Source organism: Paraburkholderia sp. CNPSo 3274, from assembly GCF_024206475.1.
Lineage (GTDB): Bacteria > Pseudomonadota > Gammaproteobacteria > Burkholderiales > Burkholderiaceae > Paraburkholderia.
On record NZ_JAMBPR010000091.1, the window covers coordinates 1 to 20,403 of the forward strand.

The following is a 20,403-nucleotide window of genomic DNA, read 5'->3' on the forward strand; positions in this document are numbered from 1 at the left end:
CGGTCCATCATGCCTCGTGCGCGCGCAGGAAGCGGAAGAACTCCACGCCTTCGCGCAGACGCCGCTTCATCATGTCCCAGCTCGTGAGCATCTCGCGCACGATCTCCCAGATCTTCGACGGCCGGAAATAGAACTGGCGATAGAACTGCTCCAGGTGGTGATAGATCTCGTCGCGCGACAGATGCGCATAGCCGATCGCCGCGAGCTGCACCCCTTCCTTGCTCACCAGGTTGATGGTCTTGTTCTCTTCCATCCAGCCGTTTTCGACGGCCTGCTTGTAGAGCGTCGTGCCCGGATAGGGAGCTGCGAGCGACACCTGAATCGTATGCGGATTGATTTCCTTCGCGTACTCGATCGTCTTTTTGATCGTGTCCTGCGTCTCGCCCGGCAGCCCCAGAATGAAGGTGCCGTGAACCTTGATGCCGAGATTCTTGCAGTCGGCGCTGAAGCGGCGCGCGAAGTCCGTGCGCACGCCCTTCTTGATGTTCACGAGAATCTGGTCGTCGCCCGATTCGAAGCCCACGAGCAACAGACGCAGGCCGTTTTCCTTCATGACCTTGAGCGTCTTGTACGGCACGTTCGCCTTCGCGTTGCACGACCACGTCATGCCGAGCTTGCCGAGGCCAATGGCGATCGCTTCGGCGCGCGGCAGGTCGTCGGTGAAGGTGTCGTCGTCGAACATGAGCTCCTTGACTTCCGGCATGTTCTCGCGAATCCACTTCGCTTCCTCGAGCACGTTCTCGACCGAACGCGTGCGGTAGACGTGGCCGCTCACGGTCTGCGGCCACAGGCAGAACGTGCAGCGCGACTTGCAGCCCCGACCCGTGTAGATCGACACGTACGGGTAGTTCAGGTAGCCGATGAAGTAATTCTCGATCTTCAGGTCGCGCTTGTAGATCGGCGCGACGAACGGCAGCGAGTCCATGTCCTCGAGCACCGGACGGCCGGCGTTGTGCTCGATCGAGCCGTCCTTCGCGCGCCACGAGATGCCCTTGACCTCGGCCAGCGGCATGCCTTCGGCGATTTCCTTGCAGGTGAAGTCGAATTCCTCGCGGCAGACAAAGTCGACCGCCTCGGTGGCCGTGAGCGAATTGTGCGGATCGACCTGCACCTTCGCGCCCACCAGACCGATGACGATCGACGGCTTGCACTTCTTGAGGTCTTCGCAGAACAGCGCGTCGGTCGGAAACGACGGCGTGCTCGTGTGGATGATGACGAGGTCGTATGCAGCTGCAATCTTCAGCGTCTCTTCCACGGAGAGGCCGTCGGCCGGCGCGTCGAGCACGCGGCTGTCGGGCACGAGGGCCGCGGGCTGCGCGAGCCAGGTGGGATACCAGAACGAGCGGATCTCGCGCTTTGCCTGGTAGCGCGAGCCCGCGCCACCGTCGCGGAAGGCGCTTCGGCCTCGGGATTGGCGACGCTCACGCGCACGCCGCGCCAGATCACGTGCGAGCCGAACGCGGCGGAAAGCCACTGCAGGGCCAGCAGCACGTCGCGCAGCGGCACGAGCGGCAAATCGCGCCAGAACGCGCGCCAGCTTCCGCTCGCTCGCACGTGCAGTATCAAACGCGCAATGATACCCGCCATCGTGGCCGTGGCGAGCCCAGCCAGCGCCGCGCGCGTCGCGGCGCACGCGCCGATGCCCGCGCCCGCCGCGAGCAGACCGTAGAACAGCGCGCCCAGCACGAGCCACGGCGTGGGGAACGTAATGAACAGTGAAGCGAAGCCCGCCGGATTCACCGAGCGGATGGTTCGCAGCCAGCGCGTCTCGCGCAGCCAGAGGGAGCCGAAGGTCGGCTCGATCACGTCGGTGGCGACCACCACCGGCGCCAGCACCGTGGCGAGGCCATGATCGCGCGCGTAACGGGCAAGCAGATAGTCGTCGGCGAGGCAGTCCTTGAGTGCCGCGAAACCGCCGATGCGCTCGAGCGTCGCACGGGAAAGCGCGAGCGTCGCGCCAAAACCGAACGCGCGCGAGCCCGTGGAATGCGCCACGCGCACCGAAGGCGCGAACCACTCGTTGATGAAGAGCGCACCCACACGGGGCCAGAAACCGCCGATGCTGCGAGCGCTGTAGAGGCAGGTCACGACGCCCACGTCCGGGTCGGCGAGCGGCGCGGTGACGATCTCCAGATAGTCGGGCTCGACGGCGATATCGCTGTCGGCCACGACGATCGCGTCGTACCGCGCGCACGCAGCCAGATTGATTAGGTTGCTCACCTTGAGATTGCTGCCGTGCACGCGCGGGTCGATCACGAGCTCGATGTCATGGCCGGGATAAGCGGCCTGCAATCGGCGCACCACGGCAATGGCCGGATCCGCCGGCGAGGACACGCCGAACAGTAATTGAAAGCGCGGATGCCGCTGCTCGCAGAAGGTCGCGAGATTTTCGTAGAGGCGCGGCTCGGCGCCGCACAAGGGCTTGAGCACGCTCACGGGCTGCGGTTGCGCACGGCGCGCGCGGCGCGCGGCTTCGCGCACGAGCGCGGCCGAACCGAGGCGCGGCATCGTCAGCGCAGCAACGAGGCCGTAGAAAGCGGCAACGCCGCACAGCACGACCACGACCCAGACGAGCACGGGCCAGGGCGCCGGCATGGCGAAAAACGGCAACACCGTCATGACACGCCGCCTTGCTGGGTCACGTGGGCAAACCCGCGCTCGCCGCCGGCTGCGCGCAAGGGGTGAAGCTCCTGCGGTGCCCCGACCGGAATTCGCGTTTCACCACGTACCATTTCCCTGCCCTGAAAATCCAGAAATAAGCCGCGCATCGTAGCCGCATTACGTATTCGAAGCTAGAACCCGGACAATTGAAGCCGGATGGTCGATCCCCGATTCGACGCGGAAAATTGTATCAGCAAGCTCTGTCAGTTGCTTCCGACGGAATCGGGAAAATGCGTTGCCGAAGTTGCAAAAGCGTAACTATTTCAGCGATTAAACAGGCGCCTTCCAGAGCTTTTCCGCCCCGAACAAATTCGGTAAGCATATAGAAATGATTCTTTAATAATTCTGAATTAAAAGCGCGCCTTTTGCATTTAAACAGGAGTGGTTCTCGTTAATATTCAAGTCGACTGGGCGTAAAAAATAATCAGCCGTCTCTGAACCCACGCCGGCGGCATGGGTTCCCGAAGACCGCCAGCACGAACGAAAGTGGTTTGGCACAATGGCCGCACCTTGCGACTGCCTTGCGGCCGCGCGTCGAACAACCGGCGCACTGCACGCGCGTCGCGCTCTCCATACCAGGCCCCAGGCTAGCCCATGACCCTCTTCTCCGTACTCGACCTCTCGCCCATCCCGGCGGGCTCCCATGCCGGCGCCGCGCTGCACAACACGCTCGATCTCGCCCGGCACGCCGAACGCCTCGGCTACCACCGCTTCTGGCTGGCCGAGCATCACAACATGACGGGTATCGCCAGCGCGGCGACTTCGGTGGTGATCGGCTACGTGGCGGGCGGCACACAAACCATCCGCGTGGGCTCGGGCGGGATCATGCTGCCGAACCACGCTCCGCTCGTGATTGCCGAGCAATTCGGCACGCTCGAAGCGCTCTACCCCGGCCGCATCGACCTCGGACTCGGGCGCGCGCCCGGCACCGACCAGACCACGGCGCGCGCGCTGCGCCGCGACCTGCACGGCAGCGCCGACAGCTTCCCCGACGACGTGGCCGAGTTGCAGCGCTATTTCGCCGCACCCGTGGAAGGCCAGCGCGTGCGCGCGGTGCCCGGCGCGGGCTTGAACGTGCCGCTCTATATCCTCGGCTCGAGCCTTTATGGCGCCCAGCTCGCGGCGGCCATGGGCCTGCCGTTCGCGTTCGCCTCGCACTTTGCGCCCGACCATCTGCTCACGGCGCTGCGTCTCTACCGCTCGCAGTTCCGTCCGTCGGCAGTGCTCGCGAGGCCCCATGCGATGGTCGGCGTGAACGTGTTCGGCGCGCCCACGAACGAAGAAGCGCGCTTTCTCTTCACCTCGCTGCAGCAACAGTTCGTGAATCTACGGCGCGGCACGCCGGGGCGGTTGCCGCCGCCGGTCGAGCAGATCGCGGCGAACGAGTTCGAACTCGCCGGTGTGTCGCACTCGCTCGCCTGCTCCGTGGTGGGCGACCAGGAAACCGTGCGCGCAGGCCTCGCCTCGGTGATCGAGCAGACCGGCGCGGACGAGCTTATCGTCACCGCGCAGATCTACGACCACGCGGCGCGCCTGCGTTCGTTCGAGATGGCGGCGCAAGCGCGCGAAGCATTGAAGGAAGCCGCCGCGGGACGGTAAACCACGGCGCGCGGCGCGGCAACCGCGCCCGCTCTCGAACGCGCCCTCAGTGCGACGTGTTCAACGCGTCGAGGCCCTTGAGCAGCGCGGCATGAAACGCCTGCGGATCCTGCATCTGCGGCGCGTGTCCGAGATCGGCGAACTCCACGAGCGTCGCGTGTGGAATGGCGCGCTGCGCGGCTTTGGCCAGCACCGGATAGTGCCCGAGCTGCGCGAGCACCTCCGGCGGCGCGAGATCCTTGCCGATGGCGGTCGTGTCCTTGTCGCCGATGAGCAGCAGCGTCGGCATCTGCAACTGGCCGAACTCGTAGATCACGGGCTGCGTGTAGATCATGTCGTAGAGCAGCGCGGAGTCCCACGCCACCTGCGCCTTGCCCGGCCCGCGATACATGCCCGCCAGCATCTGCACCCACGGCTCGTAAGCGGGCCGCCACTGGCCCGCGTAATAGGTGGCCTGCTCGTAGCGGCGAATCCCGTCGGCGTTCGTCTTGAGCTCCCGCTGGTACCAGTCGTCCACCGAAATCGACGGCACGCCCTTCGCCTTCCAGTCTTCAAGCCCGATCGGGTTCACGAGCACGAGCTGCTCGGTTTCGCGCGGATACATGAGCGCGTAGCGCACCGCCAGCATGCCGCCCGTCGAATGGCCGATGATCGTCGCGTCGTGCACGCCGAGCGCGGCGAGCAGCGCATGCGTGTTGCGCGCGAGCTGCTGGAAGCTGAACTGGTACGAAGCAGGCTTGCTCGATTTGCAAAAGCCGATCTGGTCCGGCGCGATTACGCGGTAGCCCGCGGCGTGCAACTCGCGGATGCTGGCGTCCCACGTGGCCGCGCAAAAGTTCTTGCCATGCAGCAGGACCGCGGTGCGTCCGTTCGGTTTCGCGGGCTGCACGTCCATGTACGCCATATGCAGCGTTTGCCCTTGCGAAACGAACGCAAAGTCATGCACGGGATGCGGATACTCGAAGCCCTGCAGCTCAGGACCATACGCGGGGCTGTCGGGCGTTCGGGTCGCGGCTTGCGGTGACGACGCCGCGAGTGGCGCGGGCCCGCTCGCCTCAGGGTCGGCAGCGAGGGCGGCGTGACAGAGCGCGGCCGCACTCAAAGCGGCAACGAAGGGGGCAAAGCGGGCAAGCGTGTGGTTCAGGATGGCTCTCATCGACGGGAGATCGGGCGAAATGTCGGACAGACAACAGGACGGCGAATTGGCGCCGGTTCAGCCAGCGATTCTAGCGGCCCCGCCCCGCACATGTCGGCTTTCTGGCCCGGCGAACGCGTGCGGCATGCCGTTTGCTGCTCACGAACGCCTCGCACGAATGCCGTGCGCATGTCCTGCCCTGCGGACAGGCAATTCGCGCTACGCTGCATTCGGTGCTAGAACAGTCAATACAGGACGCACGAGACGTCCGCGACGCGAGATACGCACGCGTGCTGCACTGCGATACGCGCCGCATCAGGGACGCGACAAGCACGCGAAAGAAGGACCGCACGGGCCCAGGCACGACGAGGCGGACCGCGGCGGCCGCACCGGGGGCACAACAAGGAGACGACCATGGAAACTCCGGCAAGCCTCAACGATCTGCAACGCACCACCCTCGCCATCGTGCTAGCTGGCGGCCGCGGCACGCGCCTCGGGCCGCTCACCAACAAGCGCGTGAAGCCGGCCGTGTACTTCGGCGGCAAGTACCGCATTATCGATTTCGCCCTCTCGAACTGCCTGAATTCGGGCATCCGCCGCATTGCGGTCGTCACGCAGTACAAGGCGCACTCGCTTTTGCGCCATCTGCAGCGTGGCTGGGGCTTCCTGCGCGGCGAATTCAACGAGTTCCTCGACCTGTGGCCCGCACAGCAGCGTGTAGAAGGCGCGCACTGGTATCGGGGCACCGCCGACGCCGTGTACCAGAACATCGACATCATCCGCTCGATCAGCCCGAAGTACGTGGTGGTGCTGGCCGGCGACCACATCTACAAGATGGACTACACGCGCATGATCGCCGACCATGCCGCGAGCGGCGCCGACTGCACGGTGGGCTGCATCGAGGTGCCGCGCATGGAAGCGCGCGCGTTCGGCGTGATGGCCGTGGACGAGGCGCGCCGCGTGACCGGTTTCGTCGAAAAGCCCGACGACCCGCCCGCCATGCCCGGCCGCCCCGACATCGCGCTCGCGAGCATGGGCATCTATGTGTTCGACACGAACTACCTCGTTCATCTGCTCGAAGAGAACATCTCGCGCTCGGCCACCGACCACGACTTCGGCAAGGACATCATTCCGCGCGTGGTGAGCGACGGCCATGCGATCGCGCATCCGTTCAGCATGTCCTGTGTGTCGTCGGACCCGACCGCCGAACCCTACTGGCGCGACGTGGGCACGGTCGACGCCTACTGGTCCACCAACCTCGACCTCGCCTCGACCATCCCCGCGCTCGATCTCTACGACCGCAACTGGCCGATCTGGACCTACCAGGAACAGTTGGCGCCCGCCAAGTTCGTGCGCGACCTCAACGGCCTGCAGGGCTCGGGCACCAACCTGATCGTGTGCGGCGGCAGTGTGATCTCGGGTTCGCAGATCTCGCGCTCGGTGCTCTCGTCGAATGTCGTCGTGCAGTCGTTCTGCAACATTGCCGAGGCAGTCTTGTTGCCACAGGTGACGGTGGGCACGAGTTGCCGGCTGCGCAAGGTCGTCGTGGACCGCGGCTGCACGATTCCCAACGGCACCGTGATCGGCGAAGACGCAGCGCGCGACGCCGAGCGCTTTTATCGCACCGAGAGCGGCGTCGTGCTGGTCACGAGCGATTCGCTGGCGAAGTTGCCCGGCTAGCTGTCCGCCTGGCGCAGTTGATCCGCCGAATCCGATTCGCTCAAGGACGCGCCAACCCGCAAGCAACCCGAGCACCGAGAGGACTGACTCCCGATGACCATTCGCGTCCTGCACGTAGCCAGCGAGCTGTATCCACTCCTGAAGACCGGCGGCCTCGCCGACGTCACCGCGGCCCTGCCCGCCGCGCTGATCGAACAAGGCGTCGACGCCCGCCTGCTGCTGCCGGGCTTCGCGCCCGTGGCGGCGGGCCTCGAGGACCTGCGCCCCGTTGCGCGTCTGGCGCGCACCTTCGGCGCGCCCGAGGCGACGCTGGAACTCGGGCGCCTGCCCGGCAGCGAGCTTGCCGTCTACATGATCCGCGCCGACGCGTTCTACGCGCGCCCCGGCAACCCCTATCTCGACGCCGAACATGTGCCCTACGGCGACAACGCGCAACGTTTCGCGCTGCTCGGCTGGTCAGCCGCGCAGCTGGCGCTGCACCTCGATCCCGACTGGGCGCCCGCCATTGTGCAGGCGCACGACTGGCACGCCGGGCTCGCGCCGGCCTATCTGCGCGCGGCGGCGCGCGAGCGCGGCACGAGCGTAGCGCCCGGCGGCGCGCGCTCGATCTTCACGATTCACAACCTCGCTTACCAGGGCATCTTCCCCGCGCAGCAGTTCGACGCTCTCGGCCTGCCGCGCGACTTCTTCGACATGCACGGCGTGGAGTTCTACGGCCAGCTTTCATTTCTGAAAGCCGGCCTCTATTTCGCCGACAAGATCACGACGGTGAGCCCGACCTACGCGCGCGAGATTCAGACGGTCGCCCAGGGCGGCGGCCTCGAGGCGCTGCTACGCGGACGCACGCACGACCTCGTCGGCATTCTCAATGGCGTGGACTACGCCGTGTGGAATCCATCGAGCGACACGGCCATCGCCACACGCTATTCGGCCACGCGCCAGAGCGGCAAAATGCGTTGCAAGGCGGCGCTGCAGGCGCGCCTGAAGCTCGCGCAGAAGCACGACGCACCGGTGTTCGGCGTGGTGAGCCGGCTCACCGAGCAAAAGGGCCTCGACCTGCTGCTCGCGGCGCTGCCCGAGATCGTCGCGCGCGGCGGGCAGCTCGTCGTGCTCGGGACCGGCGACGCCAGCCTCGAACAGGGCTACGCGCGCGCCGCGCATCAGCATCCCGAATCGGTGGCCGTGGAACTTGGCTTCGACGAGACGCTCGCGCACGAGATCGTCGCGGGCGCCGACGTGATGATGGTCCCCTCGCGCTTCGAGCCGTGCGGCCTCACGCAGCTCTATGCGCTCGCTTATGGCGCGCTGCCGCTCGTGCACCGCGTGGGCGGACTCGCCGATACGGTGGTCGACGCCTCGCTGGAAAATCTCGCCGATGGTCTCGCCACCGGCTTCGTGTTCGAGCGCTTCGAGCCCGACGCGCTCACGGCCGCGATCCGCCGCGCCTTCGCGCTCTATGGGCGCAGTCGCGACTGGCGCGAGACGCGCTCGCGTGCAATGCAGCAGGACTTCGGCTGGGCGGCGTCGGCGCAACGCTACATGACGCTCTATCGCGATCTGGCCGGTCAAAACGTCGTGGCTTAGCGCTTCCCCAAGCGAATGGCAGGCGCTGGAAGCAGGCGCGCACGCAACACCGCGCCTACGCATCCATCGACTGGGCGCAGCGAATTCGGTTATCGTTGCTGCACCTGCGCAAAGGCGCGCTGCATGAAGCGCCGCAAGCCATAACGAAATCTGGACCGGCCATGAAAAACGTTTTGAGCATCCAGTCGCACGTCGTGTTCGGTCACGCGGGCAACAGCGCCGCGGTGTTTCCCATGCGCCGCCTTGGCGTGAATGTCTGGCCGCTCAATACGGTGCAGTTCTCGAATCACACGCAATACGGCCACTGGACCGGCGCCGCCATCGGCTCGGACGAGGTCGTGGATCTCGTCGAAGGCATTGGCGCGATCGGCGTGCTGCCGCGCTGCGATGCGGTGCTATCGGGCTACCTCGGCGCCCCCGAGCAGGCCCAGGCCGTGATCGAAGTGGTCCGCGCCGTAAAGGCCGCCAACCCGCAGGCGCGCTACTTTTGCGACCCGGTGATGGGCACGCTCAACGCCGACAACGGCTGCCGCGTCGAGCCCGGCATTCAGGAGTTCCTCGTGCGCAACATGCCCGAGGTCGCCGACGCGATGATGCCCAATCACAGCGAGTTGCAACGCCTCGTGGGCCGCGAGATCGAGACCGCGGAAGAAGGCGTGCTCGCGTGCCGCGAAGTGCTGCGCCGCGGCCCGAAGCTGATCCTCGTGAAGCATCTGCTCGACCGCAACAGCCCTGCCGACCGCTTCAACATGCTCGTCGTGACCGAGCATGAAGCGTGGCTCGGCCAGCGCCCGCTCTACCCGTTCGCGCGCCAGCCGGTGGGCGTGGGCGACGTGACTAGCGCGGTGTTCGTCGCGCGCCTGATGCTCGGCGACTCGCTGCGCCGCGCGTTCGAACACACGCTCGCGGCCGTGAACGCCGTGGTGAAAGCGACTTACGACGCAGGCCGTTACGAACTGGAAATCGTCGCGGCGCAAGACCAGATCGCGCGCCCGCGCGAATGGTTCGACGCCTGGGCGGCGGACGCCGCGTAGACTGAAGAGGTGCGCGCGCGGCCTATAATGCCGTCCGCATGACTCGCGGCGGCAAAACACAGCTGCGGCGCCCACCGTCTTTAGAGAATGACCGATGTCCGATTCAATCCGTAGCGAACAGGAAGAGTATTTCGAGCAGCTTTGCCTCGCCGTCAACGCCGGCGAGACCCACGAGCAGGAAGCCATCGAATACTTCGAGGAACAAAGCCACGAAAGCGATTTCGACGCCGCCGTGTGGCTCGACATCGCGCTTTACCATGCGCCCGACGTCGCGCGCGGCATCATCGACTTCGTCGACGAGAGCGACCGCGAACGCAGCGACATCGCCCAGACCATTGCCGACACGCTCGACATCTCGTACGGCGACGACGAATGCGAACGCTTCGAGGCGACGATTCGCTTCGCGCTCGCCAACGGCATTCCCGTCGATCTCGACGTGGTGCTCGACGGCTGCAACCGCGCGCTCGACGACCTCGAAGGATGGGCGAGCGCCGACACCATGGCGCCGCTCGTGCGGCTGCGCGACGCGCTCTTCGAGCTGCAAAGGGGCGAGTAGCCTACCCGCGCGACACGGCGTGCGGGCCTGACTGAGCGACTGACTGAGCGACTGACTGCGCGACTGACCGGGCGGCCTGATATATTGCTCGCCATCCGCCGCCTCACGAAGGCGCGCCCCCAGCCGGCGCACATGGGGAGCCTGCTGAGACATCCCGCCCACGCACGCAGCCGTCGCACGACACGTCCCGGCAAGCCGCAGTCGCAAACAGCAAGACCTGAAGACGAGACGCTCCGCCTACGCGCCACGGCCGGTGCGCGACGCGGCGTACCCGAGAAAAACGCACACAAGAACACCGCGCCGCTGTCGCGCAAGGAGTCACGATGAGTCTCGCCGCCGCGCTCAGAACCGCTAGCGTCTACGCATTTGCCACGCCGCGCCGTGCGTGCCGCACGCGCCGCCCGTTCGGCAAGCTTGCGGCTGGGCTCCTGATTGGCGCGCTGGCCACCGTCTGGACGCTCGGCGCCAGCCGCAGCGCCCTGGCCGCCGGCCCGCTCAACGTGCGCATCGGTTTCGTCTCGCCGCTCTCGGGCGACTACGCAAATTACGGCCGCGATCTGGAAAACGGCGTGCAACTCGCCCTCGACGAAGCGAACGCGCAAAACCTCAAGATCGGCGAGCAGACGGCGCATTTCGAACTCGTGCCCATCGACGACCGCAGCGATCCGCGCCTCGGCGTGCAGGCCGCCGCGACGCTGGCGAATCAAGGGGTGAACGCTGTGGTCGGCCACTTCAACTCGGGCTCGGCCATTCCGGCCTCGCGCATCTATGAGAGCGCCGGCATTCCGATGATCAGCCCCGCGGCTACCAATCCCGTCATCACGTCTCAAGGCTTCGCCAACACCTTCATGGTGATTGCAAACGACGCGCAGAACGCAGGCATAGCCGGCGCGTGGGCCGTGGACGTGATGAAGGCCAAACGCGTGGCCATCATCGACGACCGCACCGCCTTCGGTCAGGGCGAAGCCGATGTATTCGAGCACGCGGTGCGCGAGCATGGCGGCAACGTGGTCGCGCGCGAGTTCGCGGAAAGCGTCGCGAGCGACTTCGGCCCGCAGCTCGCGAAAATCAAGGCCGCCGATGCCGACCTGCTCTATTTCGGCGGCCTCGCGCACCAAGGCGCGGCGCTCGTGACGCAGATGAAGGCGCGCAGCATGAACGCGCAGTTCGTGGGCGGCGGCGGCGTGGCGAACGCCGACTTCACCCAGGCCGCGGGCGCAGCCGCCGAAGGCGCGATGGCCTGGGAATACGGCCGCCCGCTCGCGCAACTGCCGGACGGCCCGCGTTTCGAGCAGGCCTATAAAAACCGCTTCGGCACCAACGTGCTCGCCTACGCGCCGTTCGGGTACGACGCGGCATGGGCCGCGATCCACGCGATGGTCAACGCGAAATCGGCGAAACCCGACGTGTACCGCAGCGCGCTCAAGGCGCTCGCCGTCGACGGCGTGACTGGCCGTATTGCCTTCGAGCAGGACGGCTCACTCAAGAACGGCGCCTCGACGCTCTGGCAGGTGAAAAAAGGCGTGTGGGCGCCGGTGACGACGCGCGGCGGCTGAGCGCCCCTCATGGTTCCTGCGGCGCGCTCGCAGCCCGCACGACGATCTGCGCATGCGTATCGCGCTCGATGCGCACGAGCGCGTCGCGCATGTGCGCGAATTCGTCGGCCGTGCACATCTGGTGGCCAAAACGCGCCGAAAGCCGCCGCTCGATCTGCAGCGTGCGCGAGCGCGCGTCGAACACGTAGTACGACGCGTAGTCGAGAAACGCGTCGCTGACTTGCGTGTCTTGCGGCACGTCGGTCACGCGCGCGAACGCGGGCAGCACGATCTGCGCGCTCTCCGAAAACTCCCCGCCGATGCACGCCCAGGGCTGCGTACGGCGCGGCTGCGCAAGCCAGTTGTCGATCTGCGTGGCAATGCCGCCCGTGAAGCTGCTCGTGGTGGGTATTGCGGTCGTGCCGTCGCGCCAGACCACGTGATCGAGCGTGCCTGCCATCGTCACCGAAAATGCTCCGTCGGTCGCATCCGTCGCGCTCGTGCTCACGTGCACGGTGCCGGCGAGTCCGGTGAGCCGCAGGCGCTGCGCCGCGAGTTGCTGCGCCCCCGCGTGCGTCGCGCGGCGAAACGAGTTGCGCTCGGGCTCCGCGCCCGCGCCTTCGTCTTCCACGTAGTAGCTGTAGGCGGCGTCGCCGGTTGCGCCCACGTCGAGTGAAAGGCGCGCCGTGCGCTCGCGCCGCCCGGTCGCGGGCGTACGCGAGAGCACGCCGTCGTCGACGAGCAGCACGGGCCGGTCCATCACGCCCGGCGGCAGGTAGCCGAACGCGTAGCCGCCCGAGGACGTGTCCGCGTACACGCCAAGGTCGGGCAGCCACGCGATCGCATGGTTGATCGCGTGCGCGCCATAGCCCGGCACGTCGGGCAGCGTATAGACGGGGCCGAGGTTGAGCAGCACGGGCTCGGCGCGTATGCCCACTGCCGCGAGCAGCGCGCTGAAGAGCGCCACGTGGTCCTTGCAGTCGCCGTAGCGGTTACGCAGGATGTCGGTCGCGCGATGCGGCACGGCTGCGGTCTCGCCAAGAAAGAGCGCGACGTAGCGGATATTGAAGCGCATCCAGTCGTAAATGCGGCGCGCCTGCTCGCGCGGGTCGCTCACGCCCGCCGTGAGCACTTGCGCAAGCGATGCGATGGCCGGATCGGCCGAGGTGGGATCGGCGGCAGCTTCGCGGTAGCGCGCGGCGAACGCGGCGAAGTCGGGCACCGTCGAAACCATCAGCCGGTCGCCCCAGTTCACGTAGGCCACCGCCCCCGCTTCGAGCGGCGGATAGGGGCCGTGCCGGTAGTCGAACGCGTAGCGGGTACGGCCGTTCGCCGTCTCGGGGGCGAGCGCCGTGTAGCCGCGCGCATCGGCGTGAAGCGGCACGTTGGCGGGCAAATCGAAGATGAGGCGCTGAAACTCGACGGGTTCGCCGGTCGGCTCGACGAAGTACGCGAACGTGCCCGCTTCGAGCGCCTTCGCGCGGCGTTTCGCGAAATGCAGATGCACGCGCGATCCAACCTGGACGCCCGGAAAGATCACCGTGCGCAGCACGCCGTCCTCGAACGTGGGCGCGCCTGCCGAGCGCGGTTCCTGCACGTCGCGAATGCCGCTCGCGCCAACCGCGTGCGCGGTACCGTCCGGATCGATGGTTTCGGCCGCGAGCTTCGTGATCGTTTCGATATCCTTATTGAACCAGACGTAGCGCTGGGCAATCTCGTCCACGCCTGCGGCGGTGTTGGCGCGCAGCACGGTGTCGTCGTCCTCGACGACCGAGCCGTCCTGCTGCACGACGAAGAGATGCTCATCGCGCTCGAGCGTGAACGGCGGGATGTCGGTTTGCGCGGCGGTGTCAACGGTCTGGGCGCGGACGTGGCCGCTCGCGATTGCCAGGGTCAACGCGAGACTCAACGCAAGGCACGACGCGACGCACAAGGCGGCGCGCCTGAACCCCTCGCGTCGCGTCACGGGCGGTTCAGGCGCGCGCCGCCGCTTGCGCGGCGTTCGGCCATGAAGTCTGCGCGAGATGGCGCTCGCGCTGCGCGGCACGCCATGCGCGGGGACTCGCGCCGAACTCCGCGCGAAACGCCGCGTTGAAGTTCGACAGATCGTTGAAGCCGCTCGCGAGCGCAACGTCGACGACCTTCGCTTCGTCTTCGGCGGCAAGACGCAGTGCAGCGGCGCGCAACCGCGCGCGCAGCAGATATTGATGCGGGGTCACGCCGGCAACCGCCGAGAAGGTGCGCAGAAAATAGAACTCGCTCACGCCCGCCGCGCTCGCGAGGCTGGCGAGCGTATGCGCATCGTCGGGCGTTTCGTCGATCAGGCGCAGCGTCGCGACCACGCGTGCCGCCGCGGCGGCGCCCGGCTTGGTTGGCGCGAGCGCGTCCCTGCCGCTCGCGACCACGTGCAAGGTCGTGAGCGCCAGGTCCAGTGCAAGTTCATCCCACGCTCCGCCGACCAGTCCGGGCGCGTGACCCCGCTCTTGCGCGAGCGCGTCGGCGCAAGCATGCGCCACGAGCGGCGCGAGCGCGCGCACCGGCGGCACCCGCGCTGGCCGCCAGCGGCGCGCGCCAGGCGCGAGACCCGCGGCTGCGGCCTGCTCGTCGAGCCAGGCCGGGTCGTAATGGAACGAGAGGCAGCGGTCGCCCGCCGCGTGACGGTGGCCGCATTCGAAGCAGGCGCCGGTTTCACCCAGCATGAGCGCACCGGGCGTCATCAGCGCGCGCGCGTTGCCGCTGCGGTAGCCGAACACGCCTGCCGCCACGATGGCGAGGCACGCGCTCGCGTGGCGCTCCTCGTAGGGCCGGTCGCCGGGCCCGAGCGTGCAGACGACATCGTCGACCGACCAGCCGGCACCGGCCGCGAGCGGCCGCGCGGCTGGCGCACGGCCGCTATCGGCGCGGCCTTCGCGCTCGCGCTGGGCGAGCGCGCGTTGCAGTGAAACGGCGAGACCTTGCACGGCAACCTCGCGGGAAGTTGGCTACGTTCGTGGGCTACGTCTGCCGTTGTAGCACATCGACGCGAGCGCCGCCGGACCGACCCTGGCCGCTATCCCCGCCGTTCTTCGATGGCGCGCAGCAGTGACAGCGCGATGCCCTCGGCTGCAAGGCGCACCTCGTCGAGTGCCGGAAACGACGGCGCAATCCGCAAATGGCTATCGCGCGGATCGACGCCATAAGGGAACGCCGCACCCGCGGGCGTGAGGACGAGTCCCGCCGCCGCTGCGAGTTCGACGGTACGGCGCGCGCAACCCTCGGGCGCATAAAGGCTGATGAAATAGCCGCCGCGCGGCACCTTCCAGCTCACGCCGGGCACGGCGGCGAGGCGGGCGCGGAACACCTCGTCGACCGCATCGAACTTCGGCTTGAGCAGCGCGCGATGGCGCGCCATCAACTCAGTGAGCGTCGCGCGGTCGCGCAGAAAGCGCACGTGACGCAACTGGTTGAGCTTGTCCGGCCCGATCGTGCGCACGGCCGAGTGCTTCTGCCACCAGGCCACGTTGCGCGGCGCGGCGGCGAGCCACGCAAACGCGCCGCCACCGAACGTCACCTTCGAGAGCGAAGCGAACATCAGCGCGCGCCCGGCGTGGCCCGCCGCCGCGCAGGCCTCGAATACGTCGAGCGTCGTGTGCGCTTCGTCGCTCAGGTGATGGAAGCGGTAGGCGTCGTCCCAGAAGAGCCGGAAGTCGGGCGCGGCGGGCATGGCGGCGAGACGCCGGATCACCTCGTCGGACCAGATCGCGCCCGTCGGGTTGCTGTAGAGCGGCACGCACCACATCCCCTTGATCGACGGATCGTCGCGCACGAGCGCTTCCACACGGTCGATGTCGGGGCCGTCCTCGCGCATCGGCACGGCGATCATGCGCACGCCCAGCGCCTCGCAGATCGCGAAGTGGCGGTCGTAGCCCGGCACCGGGCACAGGAACGCGATCTCGCCTTGCGCTCGCCACGGCGCGCCAACGTCCGCGCCCTCGCCCACCGGCACGCCATGCAGCAGCGCGAAGGTCAGCGCGTCGTGCATCAATTCGAGGCTCGAATTGCCCGCCGCGATCACCTGCGCGCCAGGCACGCCGAGCAACCCGGCGCCCAGTTCGCGCGCCTCGGGCAAGCCGCTCGCCAGACCGTAGTTGCGGCAATCGAAGCCGTCGCGCGCGAGATAGCCCGCCTGCCCGGCTTCGTCGATGAGCGCCTGCGAGAGATCGAGCTGTTCAGGCGAAGGCTTGCCGCGCGACATGTCGAGCCGCATGTGCAGTTGCTGGAATCGTTCGTAGGTCAAATCGACGGGCGGCGACATCAACATGGGCTTCTCCGGGAGCGAAGGACGATGCGAAATTCTTCGCAGATAACTGCGCGAAGAACAACGCGACGGGTCGGTACGGCCCCAGTATCGGCGCGTCCACGCGTTCAGACAAACGCGTTATATTGAAGCCTTCGATCAATTTTTCTTATACCAATGAAGACCCTCGACCTCGACGTGCTCGCCATGGTGGTGGCCGTCGCCGACGCCGGCAGTTTCGTGCGCGGCGCCGCGCTCGTGCATCGCTCGCAGGCCGCGCTCAGCATGCAGATTCGCGCGCTCGAGGAATCCATCGGCAAGCCGCTCTTTATCCGCGCGCCGCGCAGCGTCACGCCCACACCCGACGGCCAGACGCTCATCGCCTACGCGCGGCGCATGCTCGCGTTGCGCGACGAAGCGTGGGCCTCGCTCGCGCACCCGGAGGTGACGGGCCGCGTGTCGATCGGCGTGCCCGACGACTATGCGTCCTCGCTCATGCCGCCGGTACTGCGCAAGTTCTCGGCGAACTGGCCGAAGGTGGAAATCCAGGTGATCGGGCTGCCGAGCAGCGCGCTCATGCCGCTCCTGAAGGACAACAAAATCGACCTCGCCTGCATCACGCGCACGCACGGGCTGGCGGGCGAGTTCATCCGCTTCGAGCCGATGGTGTGGGCAGCGCCCCCCGCGGCGGTGAGCGCGGCGAGCGGGCGCGAGATCTGGCGCGAGCGGCCGTTGCCGGTCGCCCTCTTCGGAGGCGGCAGCGTCGCGCACACGAACGCGATCCAGGCGCTGGAGCGCGCAAAGATCGCGTATCGCACATCCTATGAAAGCCCGAGCCTGATGGGCCTGTGCAGCATGGTGGCCGCGGGTCTCGCCATCGCGCCGCTCGCGCGCTGCGCGGTGCCCGAGACGTTCGTCACGCTTGGCCGCCAGCATGGCCTCCCGGCACTCCCGGAGCTGGAAGTGGTGCTCGCGCGCAGCGCGCGCTCGAACCGCCCGCCGTGCGACTTTCTCGCCGACCAGATACTCGCGGAGCTGCGCGTTCAGGAGCGCTGATTTCCCGACGATGATTCGGCAGACGATGATTCGGGCAACGAATCAGTCGTCGCCCAGCCGCGAAAGCAGCGCGTAGAGGCGCGAGACATGCCGCAGCAGCATTTCGCGATGCTTCTCGATCTGCTCGAGGCGGCCTTCGAGATCGGCGCGCACGCGCTCGTCGGGGTCGGCGTAGTTGATCACGTCTTCGATACGCGAGCGCAGCACCGCAGGCTCGACCGGCGGCACGCTCAGCCAGCGTTCGAGCTTGCGCACGTCCTGCGCCGCGAGATCGCGGATCTTGCGCGTACCCGCGAGACGCCGGTGCGCCTCTGGCGTCGTCGTCACTTCCTCGCGCTTCGCGCCCTGGCCAAAGATCGGCTCGACGCGCAGCACGGGCGCCTTGCGCACCGGATGCGCGGTGCCGCGAAAGCGCGCGCGCGGCGTCTCGCTCGCGATCGCTTCGCGCGTCTCGTCGGGCACGTCGGCGCTATCGTGCTTCACGTCCATCCAGCCTTCGGGCAGGCCCGTGACGGCTTCCACGCCGCGCACGAACTCCGCGCTGAAGTCGCGCTCGCCCGACACGATCAGCTTCATGTGGCTCGCGGAAAACGTCATCATGCGCGCGAGCCGCGTGGCGGATCCGACCTCGCGCGTGAGCAGCGCCAGGTTGGCCCGCCACATCGGCATGAGCGTGGCGTTGGCATCGTCCATTGCGGAGCTCCTCCTTCGTTCGCATCACCTGCCAATGATACGGGCTGCGGCGCACCAAGCGCGCTTTCCCGGGCCGTCTGGCCCCAAACACGCGCCCTAATTGGCAAGCGGGTCAGCAATCTGTAAAGGCAGCAAGACGCATGCCGGCGACAGTCGGCGAGGCACAGGGAAAAAGCTGAGGAAATGGAGGCGCGCGACGACGCACGGGCCTGGGCGGCGGGACCTCGGCGGCCCCACCTACGGGGCCCGACCTCGGTTAGAAATGCCCGGTGAAGCGGTAGCGGCTGCCTGGATGCCAGAGATTGGCGACCGAAGCGACGAGCCCGCGCGAGCGCGTGCGCCGGTGCAGCACGAGGCACGGCTCGGCCTCGCCCATGGCGAGGTGCGCGCGCGTCTGCGCCTCGGGGGCGAGCGCCTCGATGCGGTACTCCACGCCCTGCAGCGGCGCGACATGCACGAGGTACTGGTTCGGCGTGATGTGCGTGAAGTCCTGCGCCGCGTAATCGGGCGCGATGGCCGGATTGACCCAGCGCTCTTCGAGCTGCACGGGCTCGTCGTTCTCGAAGGGGAGCACGCGCGAGTTGAACACCTTGTCGTTCGCCGCGAGCCCCATTTCGACGGCGAGCGCCTCGTCGGCGCAATGCACGCCGATCTCGAGCACCTCGGCGCGGTAGCGGTGCCCGCGCGCGAGGATTTCGTCGGAGATGCTGCGGATGGAGACGAGCGTCGATTCGTACTTGGGCCGCGCGACGAAAGTGCCCGCGCCCTGTACGCGCGTGAGCACCTGTTCTGCGGTGAGTTCGCGCACCGCCCGGTTCACGGTCATGCGCGCGACCTTGAACTCGCGCGCCAGTTCGTTCTCCGAAGGCACCTGGTCGCCCTCGCTCCACTCACCAGCGTGAATGCGCGCGAGGATGAAGTCCTTGATGCCCTGGTATGCGGGAGCGTTCATCGCGTTGGCCCGTGCTTTGGCTTGGCGCCTGCTTGCGCGTGATTGCGCTTCAATGCGCCTCGGACTCGAACGCGAACGGGCTGTGCGAAGCAATTGCGCCGTTCTGCACGAGATGCGTAATCGCTTCGATATCCGGCGCGAAGTAGCGGTCGAGGTCGTAATGCGGCACCTCGGCACGCACCGACTGCATCACATGCGCGAGCGCCGGGCTCGTGTGATGCGGCGCGCGCAGGTCCACGCCCTGGGCTGCGGCGAGCAGTTCGATCGCGAGGATGTAGGCCGTGTTGTCGGCGATGTCCGCAAGCTTGCGCGCCGCGAACGTCGCCATCGAAACGTGGTCTTCCTGGTTTGCCGAGGTCGGCAGCGAGTCGACCGAGGCCGGATGCGCGAGCGTCTTGTTTTCCGAAGCCAGTGCAGCAGCCGTGACGTGCGCGATCATGAAGCCCGAATTCACGCCGCCGTCCTTCACGAGGAAAGGCGGCAGGCCCGAGAGCGTCGCGTCGATGAGCAGCGCGATGCGGCGCTCGGCCAGTGCGCCGATTTCGGCGGCGGCCAGCGCGAGATTGTCGGCGGCGAAGGCCACCGGTTCCGCGTGGAAGTTGCCACCCGAAAGCACTTCGTTCGTTTCCGGGAAGATCAGCGGATTGTCGGAAACCGCGTTCGCCTCGATGAGCAGCACCTGCGCCGCGTGGCGCATCTGGTCCAGACACGCGCCCATCACCTGCGGCTGGCAGCGCAGCGAGTACGGGTCCTGGACCTTGCCGCAATCGCGGTGCGAGAGGTTGATCGCCGAGCCTTCGAGCAGCGTGCGATAGGCCGCGGCCGCCTCGATCTGGCCGCGATGGCCGCGCAGTTCGTGAATGCGCGCGTCGAACGGCTTCACCGAGCCAGCGGCGGCATCCACGCTGAGCGCGCCCGAGACGAGCGCCGTGCGGTAGAGGTCTTCGATCGCGAACATGTTGTAGATCGCAAGCGCGGCGGAAGCCTGCGTGCCGTTGAGCAGCGCGAGACCTTCCTTGGCCTGCAGCGCGAGCGGCTTGAGGCCCGCAGCCGCGAGACCCGCCTCGGCGCTCGCGCGCTCGCCGCGGATGAACACCTCGCCAATGCCGAGCAGCACCGCCGACATATGCGCGAGCGGCGCGAGGTCGCCCGAGGCGCCCACCGAGCCCTTCACGGGAATGAGCGGCAGCACGTCGGCGTTGAAGAGCGTGATGAGCGCGTCCATCACTTCGCGGCGGATGCCCGAATAGCCGCGGCCCAGGCTCGACAGCTTCAGTGCCATCAAGAGACGCACGACCGGACGCGACATCGGCGCGCCCACGCCCACGGCATGCGAAAGCACCAGATTGCGCTGCAGCAGTTCGAGCTGGTCGTTCGGGATGTGCGTGCTCGCCAGACGCCCGAAGCCCGTATTGATGCCGTAGGCGGGCTCGCCCTTCGCGGTGATCTCGGCAACGGCGCGTGCGCCCGCGTCGATGGCGGCGAAGCTGGCCGGATCGAGCTCGAGCCGCACTGCCTCGCGCGCGATCTGGCGCAGTTGGGGCAGGGTCAGATGGCCGGGCGTGAGGCGGAGAGTCGGGAGCATGGTCGAATCCTGTCTATACAAGTCGCGAAAGTGGCCGAAGTCTAGCCTGGCGCGCCT

At 67.4% G+C, this 20,403-nt stretch carries 15 protein-coding genes and 1 pseudogene; 7 read left to right on the forward strand and 9 right to left on the reverse strand.

The window, feature by feature from the left end; translation table 11 throughout:
• Positions 1–7 precede the first annotated feature (7 nt).
• Positions 8–1,441: a hopanoid biosynthesis associated radical SAM protein HpnJ gene (gene hpnJ / locus M3I54_RS37930; RefSeq protein ID WP_254345032.1), complete on the reverse strand. Its 1,434-nt coding sequence runs from the start codon at positions 1,439–1,441 to the stop codon at positions 8–10.
• Positions 1,399–2,619, reverse strand: a pseudogene (hpnI, locus tag M3I54_RS37935) (bacteriohopanetetrol glucosamine biosynthesis glycosyltransferase HpnI); the annotation flags it as partial. The gene hpnJ and the pseudogene hpnI, both read right to left, overlap by 43 nt.
• A 636-nt stretch (positions 2,620–3,255) precedes the next feature.
• Between hpnI and M3I54_RS37940 the strand changes: the two are divergent.
• Positions 3,256–4,260: an LLM class flavin-dependent oxidoreductase gene (locus tag M3I54_RS37940; RefSeq protein ID WP_254344994.1), complete on the forward strand. Its 1,005-nt coding sequence runs from the start codon at positions 3,256–3,258 to the stop codon at positions 4,258–4,260.
• A 46-nt stretch (positions 4,261–4,306) separates the two neighbouring features.
• Here M3I54_RS37940 and M3I54_RS37945 read toward each other — a convergent pair whose 3' ends face one another.
• Positions 4,307–5,416, reverse strand: coding sequence for an alpha/beta fold hydrolase (locus M3I54_RS37945; protein WP_254344996.1), 1,110 nt, complete (start codon positions 5,414–5,416; stop codon positions 4,307–4,309).
• Positions 5,417–5,809: 393 nt separating this feature from the next.
• Here M3I54_RS37945 and glgC point away from each other — a divergent pair, with 393 nt between their 5' ends.
• From glgC to M3I54_RS37970, 5 genes are all read left to right on the forward strand, one after another.
• Positions 5,810–7,075, forward strand: a complete 1,266-nt coding sequence (gene glgC, locus M3I54_RS37950) for a glucose-1-phosphate adenylyltransferase (RefSeq protein WP_254344998.1) — start codon at positions 5,810–5,812, stop codon at positions 7,073–7,075.
• Positions 7,076–7,168: 93 nt separating this feature from the next.
• Positions 7,169–8,659 (forward strand): glycogen synthase GlgA, encoded by a 1,491-nt coding sequence (gene glgA, locus M3I54_RS37955; protein WP_254345000.1) that lies wholly within the window; start codon positions 7,169–7,171, stop codon positions 8,657–8,659.
• 161 nt (positions 8,660–8,820) lie between these two features.
• Positions 8,821–9,693 (forward strand): pyridoxal kinase PdxY, encoded by an 873-nt coding sequence (pdxY, locus tag M3I54_RS37960; protein ID WP_254345002.1) that lies wholly within the window; start codon positions 8,821–8,823, stop codon positions 9,691–9,693.
• 94 nt (positions 9,694–9,787) lie between these two features.
• A complete protein-coding gene (locus M3I54_RS37965; RefSeq protein WP_254345004.1) occupies positions 9,788–10,249 on the forward strand; it encodes a hypothetical protein in 462 nt (153 codons plus the stop codon).
• A gap of 323 nt (positions 10,250–10,572) precedes the next feature.
• Positions 10,573–11,805: a branched-chain amino acid ABC transporter substrate-binding protein gene (locus M3I54_RS37970; protein ID WP_254345006.1), complete on the forward strand. Its 1,233-nt coding sequence runs from the start codon at positions 10,573–10,575 to the stop codon at positions 11,803–11,805.
• Between the two features lie 7 nt (positions 11,806–11,812).
• Here the strand turns inward: M3I54_RS37970 and M3I54_RS37975 are convergent, their stop codons facing one another.
• From M3I54_RS37975 to M3I54_RS37985, 3 genes are all read right to left on the reverse strand, one after another.
• On the reverse strand, positions 11,813–13,750 hold the full coding sequence (locus M3I54_RS37975; protein WP_375542283.1) for a DUF3857 domain-containing transglutaminase family protein: 1,938 nt from the start codon (positions 13,748–13,750) through the stop codon (positions 11,813–11,815).
• Between the two features lie 7 nt (positions 13,751–13,757).
• On the reverse strand, positions 13,758–14,744 hold the full coding sequence (locus tag M3I54_RS37980; RefSeq protein WP_254345008.1) for an AraC family transcriptional regulator: 987 nt from the start codon (positions 14,742–14,744) through the stop codon (positions 13,758–13,760).
• Between the two features lie 89 nt (positions 14,745–14,833).
• Positions 14,834–16,084, reverse strand: a complete 1,251-nt coding sequence (locus M3I54_RS37985; protein ID WP_254345010.1) for an aminotransferase class I/II-fold pyridoxal phosphate-dependent enzyme — start codon at positions 16,082–16,084, stop codon at positions 14,834–14,836.
• Positions 16,085–16,237: 153 nt separating this feature from the next.
• Here M3I54_RS37985 and M3I54_RS37990 point away from each other — a divergent pair, with 153 nt between their 5' ends.
• Entirely contained in the window at positions 16,238–17,116 is an 879-nt protein-coding gene (locus M3I54_RS37990; protein WP_233881884.1) for a LysR substrate-binding domain-containing protein, read from the forward strand.
• Between the two features lie 42 nt (positions 17,117–17,158).
• Here the strand turns inward: M3I54_RS37990 and M3I54_RS37995 are convergent, their stop codons facing one another.
• From M3I54_RS37995 to hutH, 3 genes are all read right to left on the reverse strand, one after another.
• Positions 17,159–17,809 (reverse strand): hypothetical protein, encoded by a 651-nt coding sequence (locus M3I54_RS37995; RefSeq protein ID WP_254345012.1) that lies wholly within the window; start codon positions 17,807–17,809, stop codon positions 17,159–17,161.
• A gap of 256 nt (positions 17,810–18,065) precedes the next feature.
• Positions 18,066–18,761 carry a histidine utilization repressor gene (gene hutC, locus M3I54_RS38000; protein ID WP_254345014.1) on the reverse strand — a complete coding sequence of 232 codons (696 nt, stop codon included), beginning with the start codon at positions 18,759–18,761 and terminating at the stop codon, positions 18,066–18,068.
• A gap of 49 nt (positions 18,762–18,810) precedes the next feature.
• Complete coding sequence (gene hutH / locus M3I54_RS38005) at positions 18,811–20,346, reverse strand: histidine ammonia-lyase (RefSeq protein WP_254345016.1); 1,536 nt, start codon at positions 20,344–20,346, stop codon at positions 18,811–18,813.
• Positions 20,347–20,403: the final 57 nt, after the last annotated feature.

Excerpts from the sequence above, each read along its gene's own strand:
- M3I54_RS37940 (WP_254344994.1), top strand. The coding sequence starts at position 3,256 with ATGACCCTCTTCTCCGTACTCGACCTCTCGCCCATCCCGGCGGGCTCC.
- M3I54_RS37945 (WP_254344996.1), bottom strand. The coding sequence starts at position 5,416 with ATGAGAGCCATCCTGAACCACACGCTTGCCCGCTTTGCCCCCTTCGTT.
- glgC (WP_254344998.1), top strand. The coding sequence starts at position 5,810 with ATGGAAACTCCGGCAAGCCTCAACGATCTGCAACGCACCACCCTCGCC.
- glgA (WP_254345000.1), top strand. The coding sequence starts at position 7,169 with ATGACCATTCGCGTCCTGCACGTAGCCAGCGAGCTGTATCCACTCCTG.
- pdxY (WP_254345002.1), top strand. The coding sequence starts at position 8,821 with ATGAAAAACGTTTTGAGCATCCAGTCGCACGTCGTGTTCGGTCACGCG.
- M3I54_RS37965 (WP_254345004.1), top strand. The coding sequence starts at position 9,788 with ATGTCCGATTCAATCCGTAGCGAACAGGAAGAGTATTTCGAGCAGCTT.
- M3I54_RS37970 (WP_254345006.1), top strand. The coding sequence starts at position 10,573 with ATGAGTCTCGCCGCCGCGCTCAGAACCGCTAGCGTCTACGCATTTGCC.
- M3I54_RS37985 (WP_254345010.1), bottom strand. The coding sequence starts at position 16,084 with ATGTTGATGTCGCCGCCCGTCGATTTGACCTACGAACGATTCCAGCAA.
- M3I54_RS37990 (WP_233881884.1), top strand. The coding sequence starts at position 16,238 with ATGAAGACCCTCGACCTCGACGTGCTCGCCATGGTGGTGGCCGTCGCC.
- M3I54_RS37995 (WP_254345012.1), bottom strand. The coding sequence starts at position 17,809 with ATGGACGATGCCAACGCCACGCTCATGCCGATGTGGCGGGCCAACCTG.
- hutC (WP_254345014.1), bottom strand. The coding sequence starts at position 18,761 with ATGAACGCTCCCGCATACCAGGGCATCAAGGACTTCATCCTCGCGCGC.
- hutH (WP_254345016.1), bottom strand. The coding sequence starts at position 20,346 with ATGCTCCCGACTCTCCGCCTCACGCCCGGCCATCTGACCCTGCCCCAA.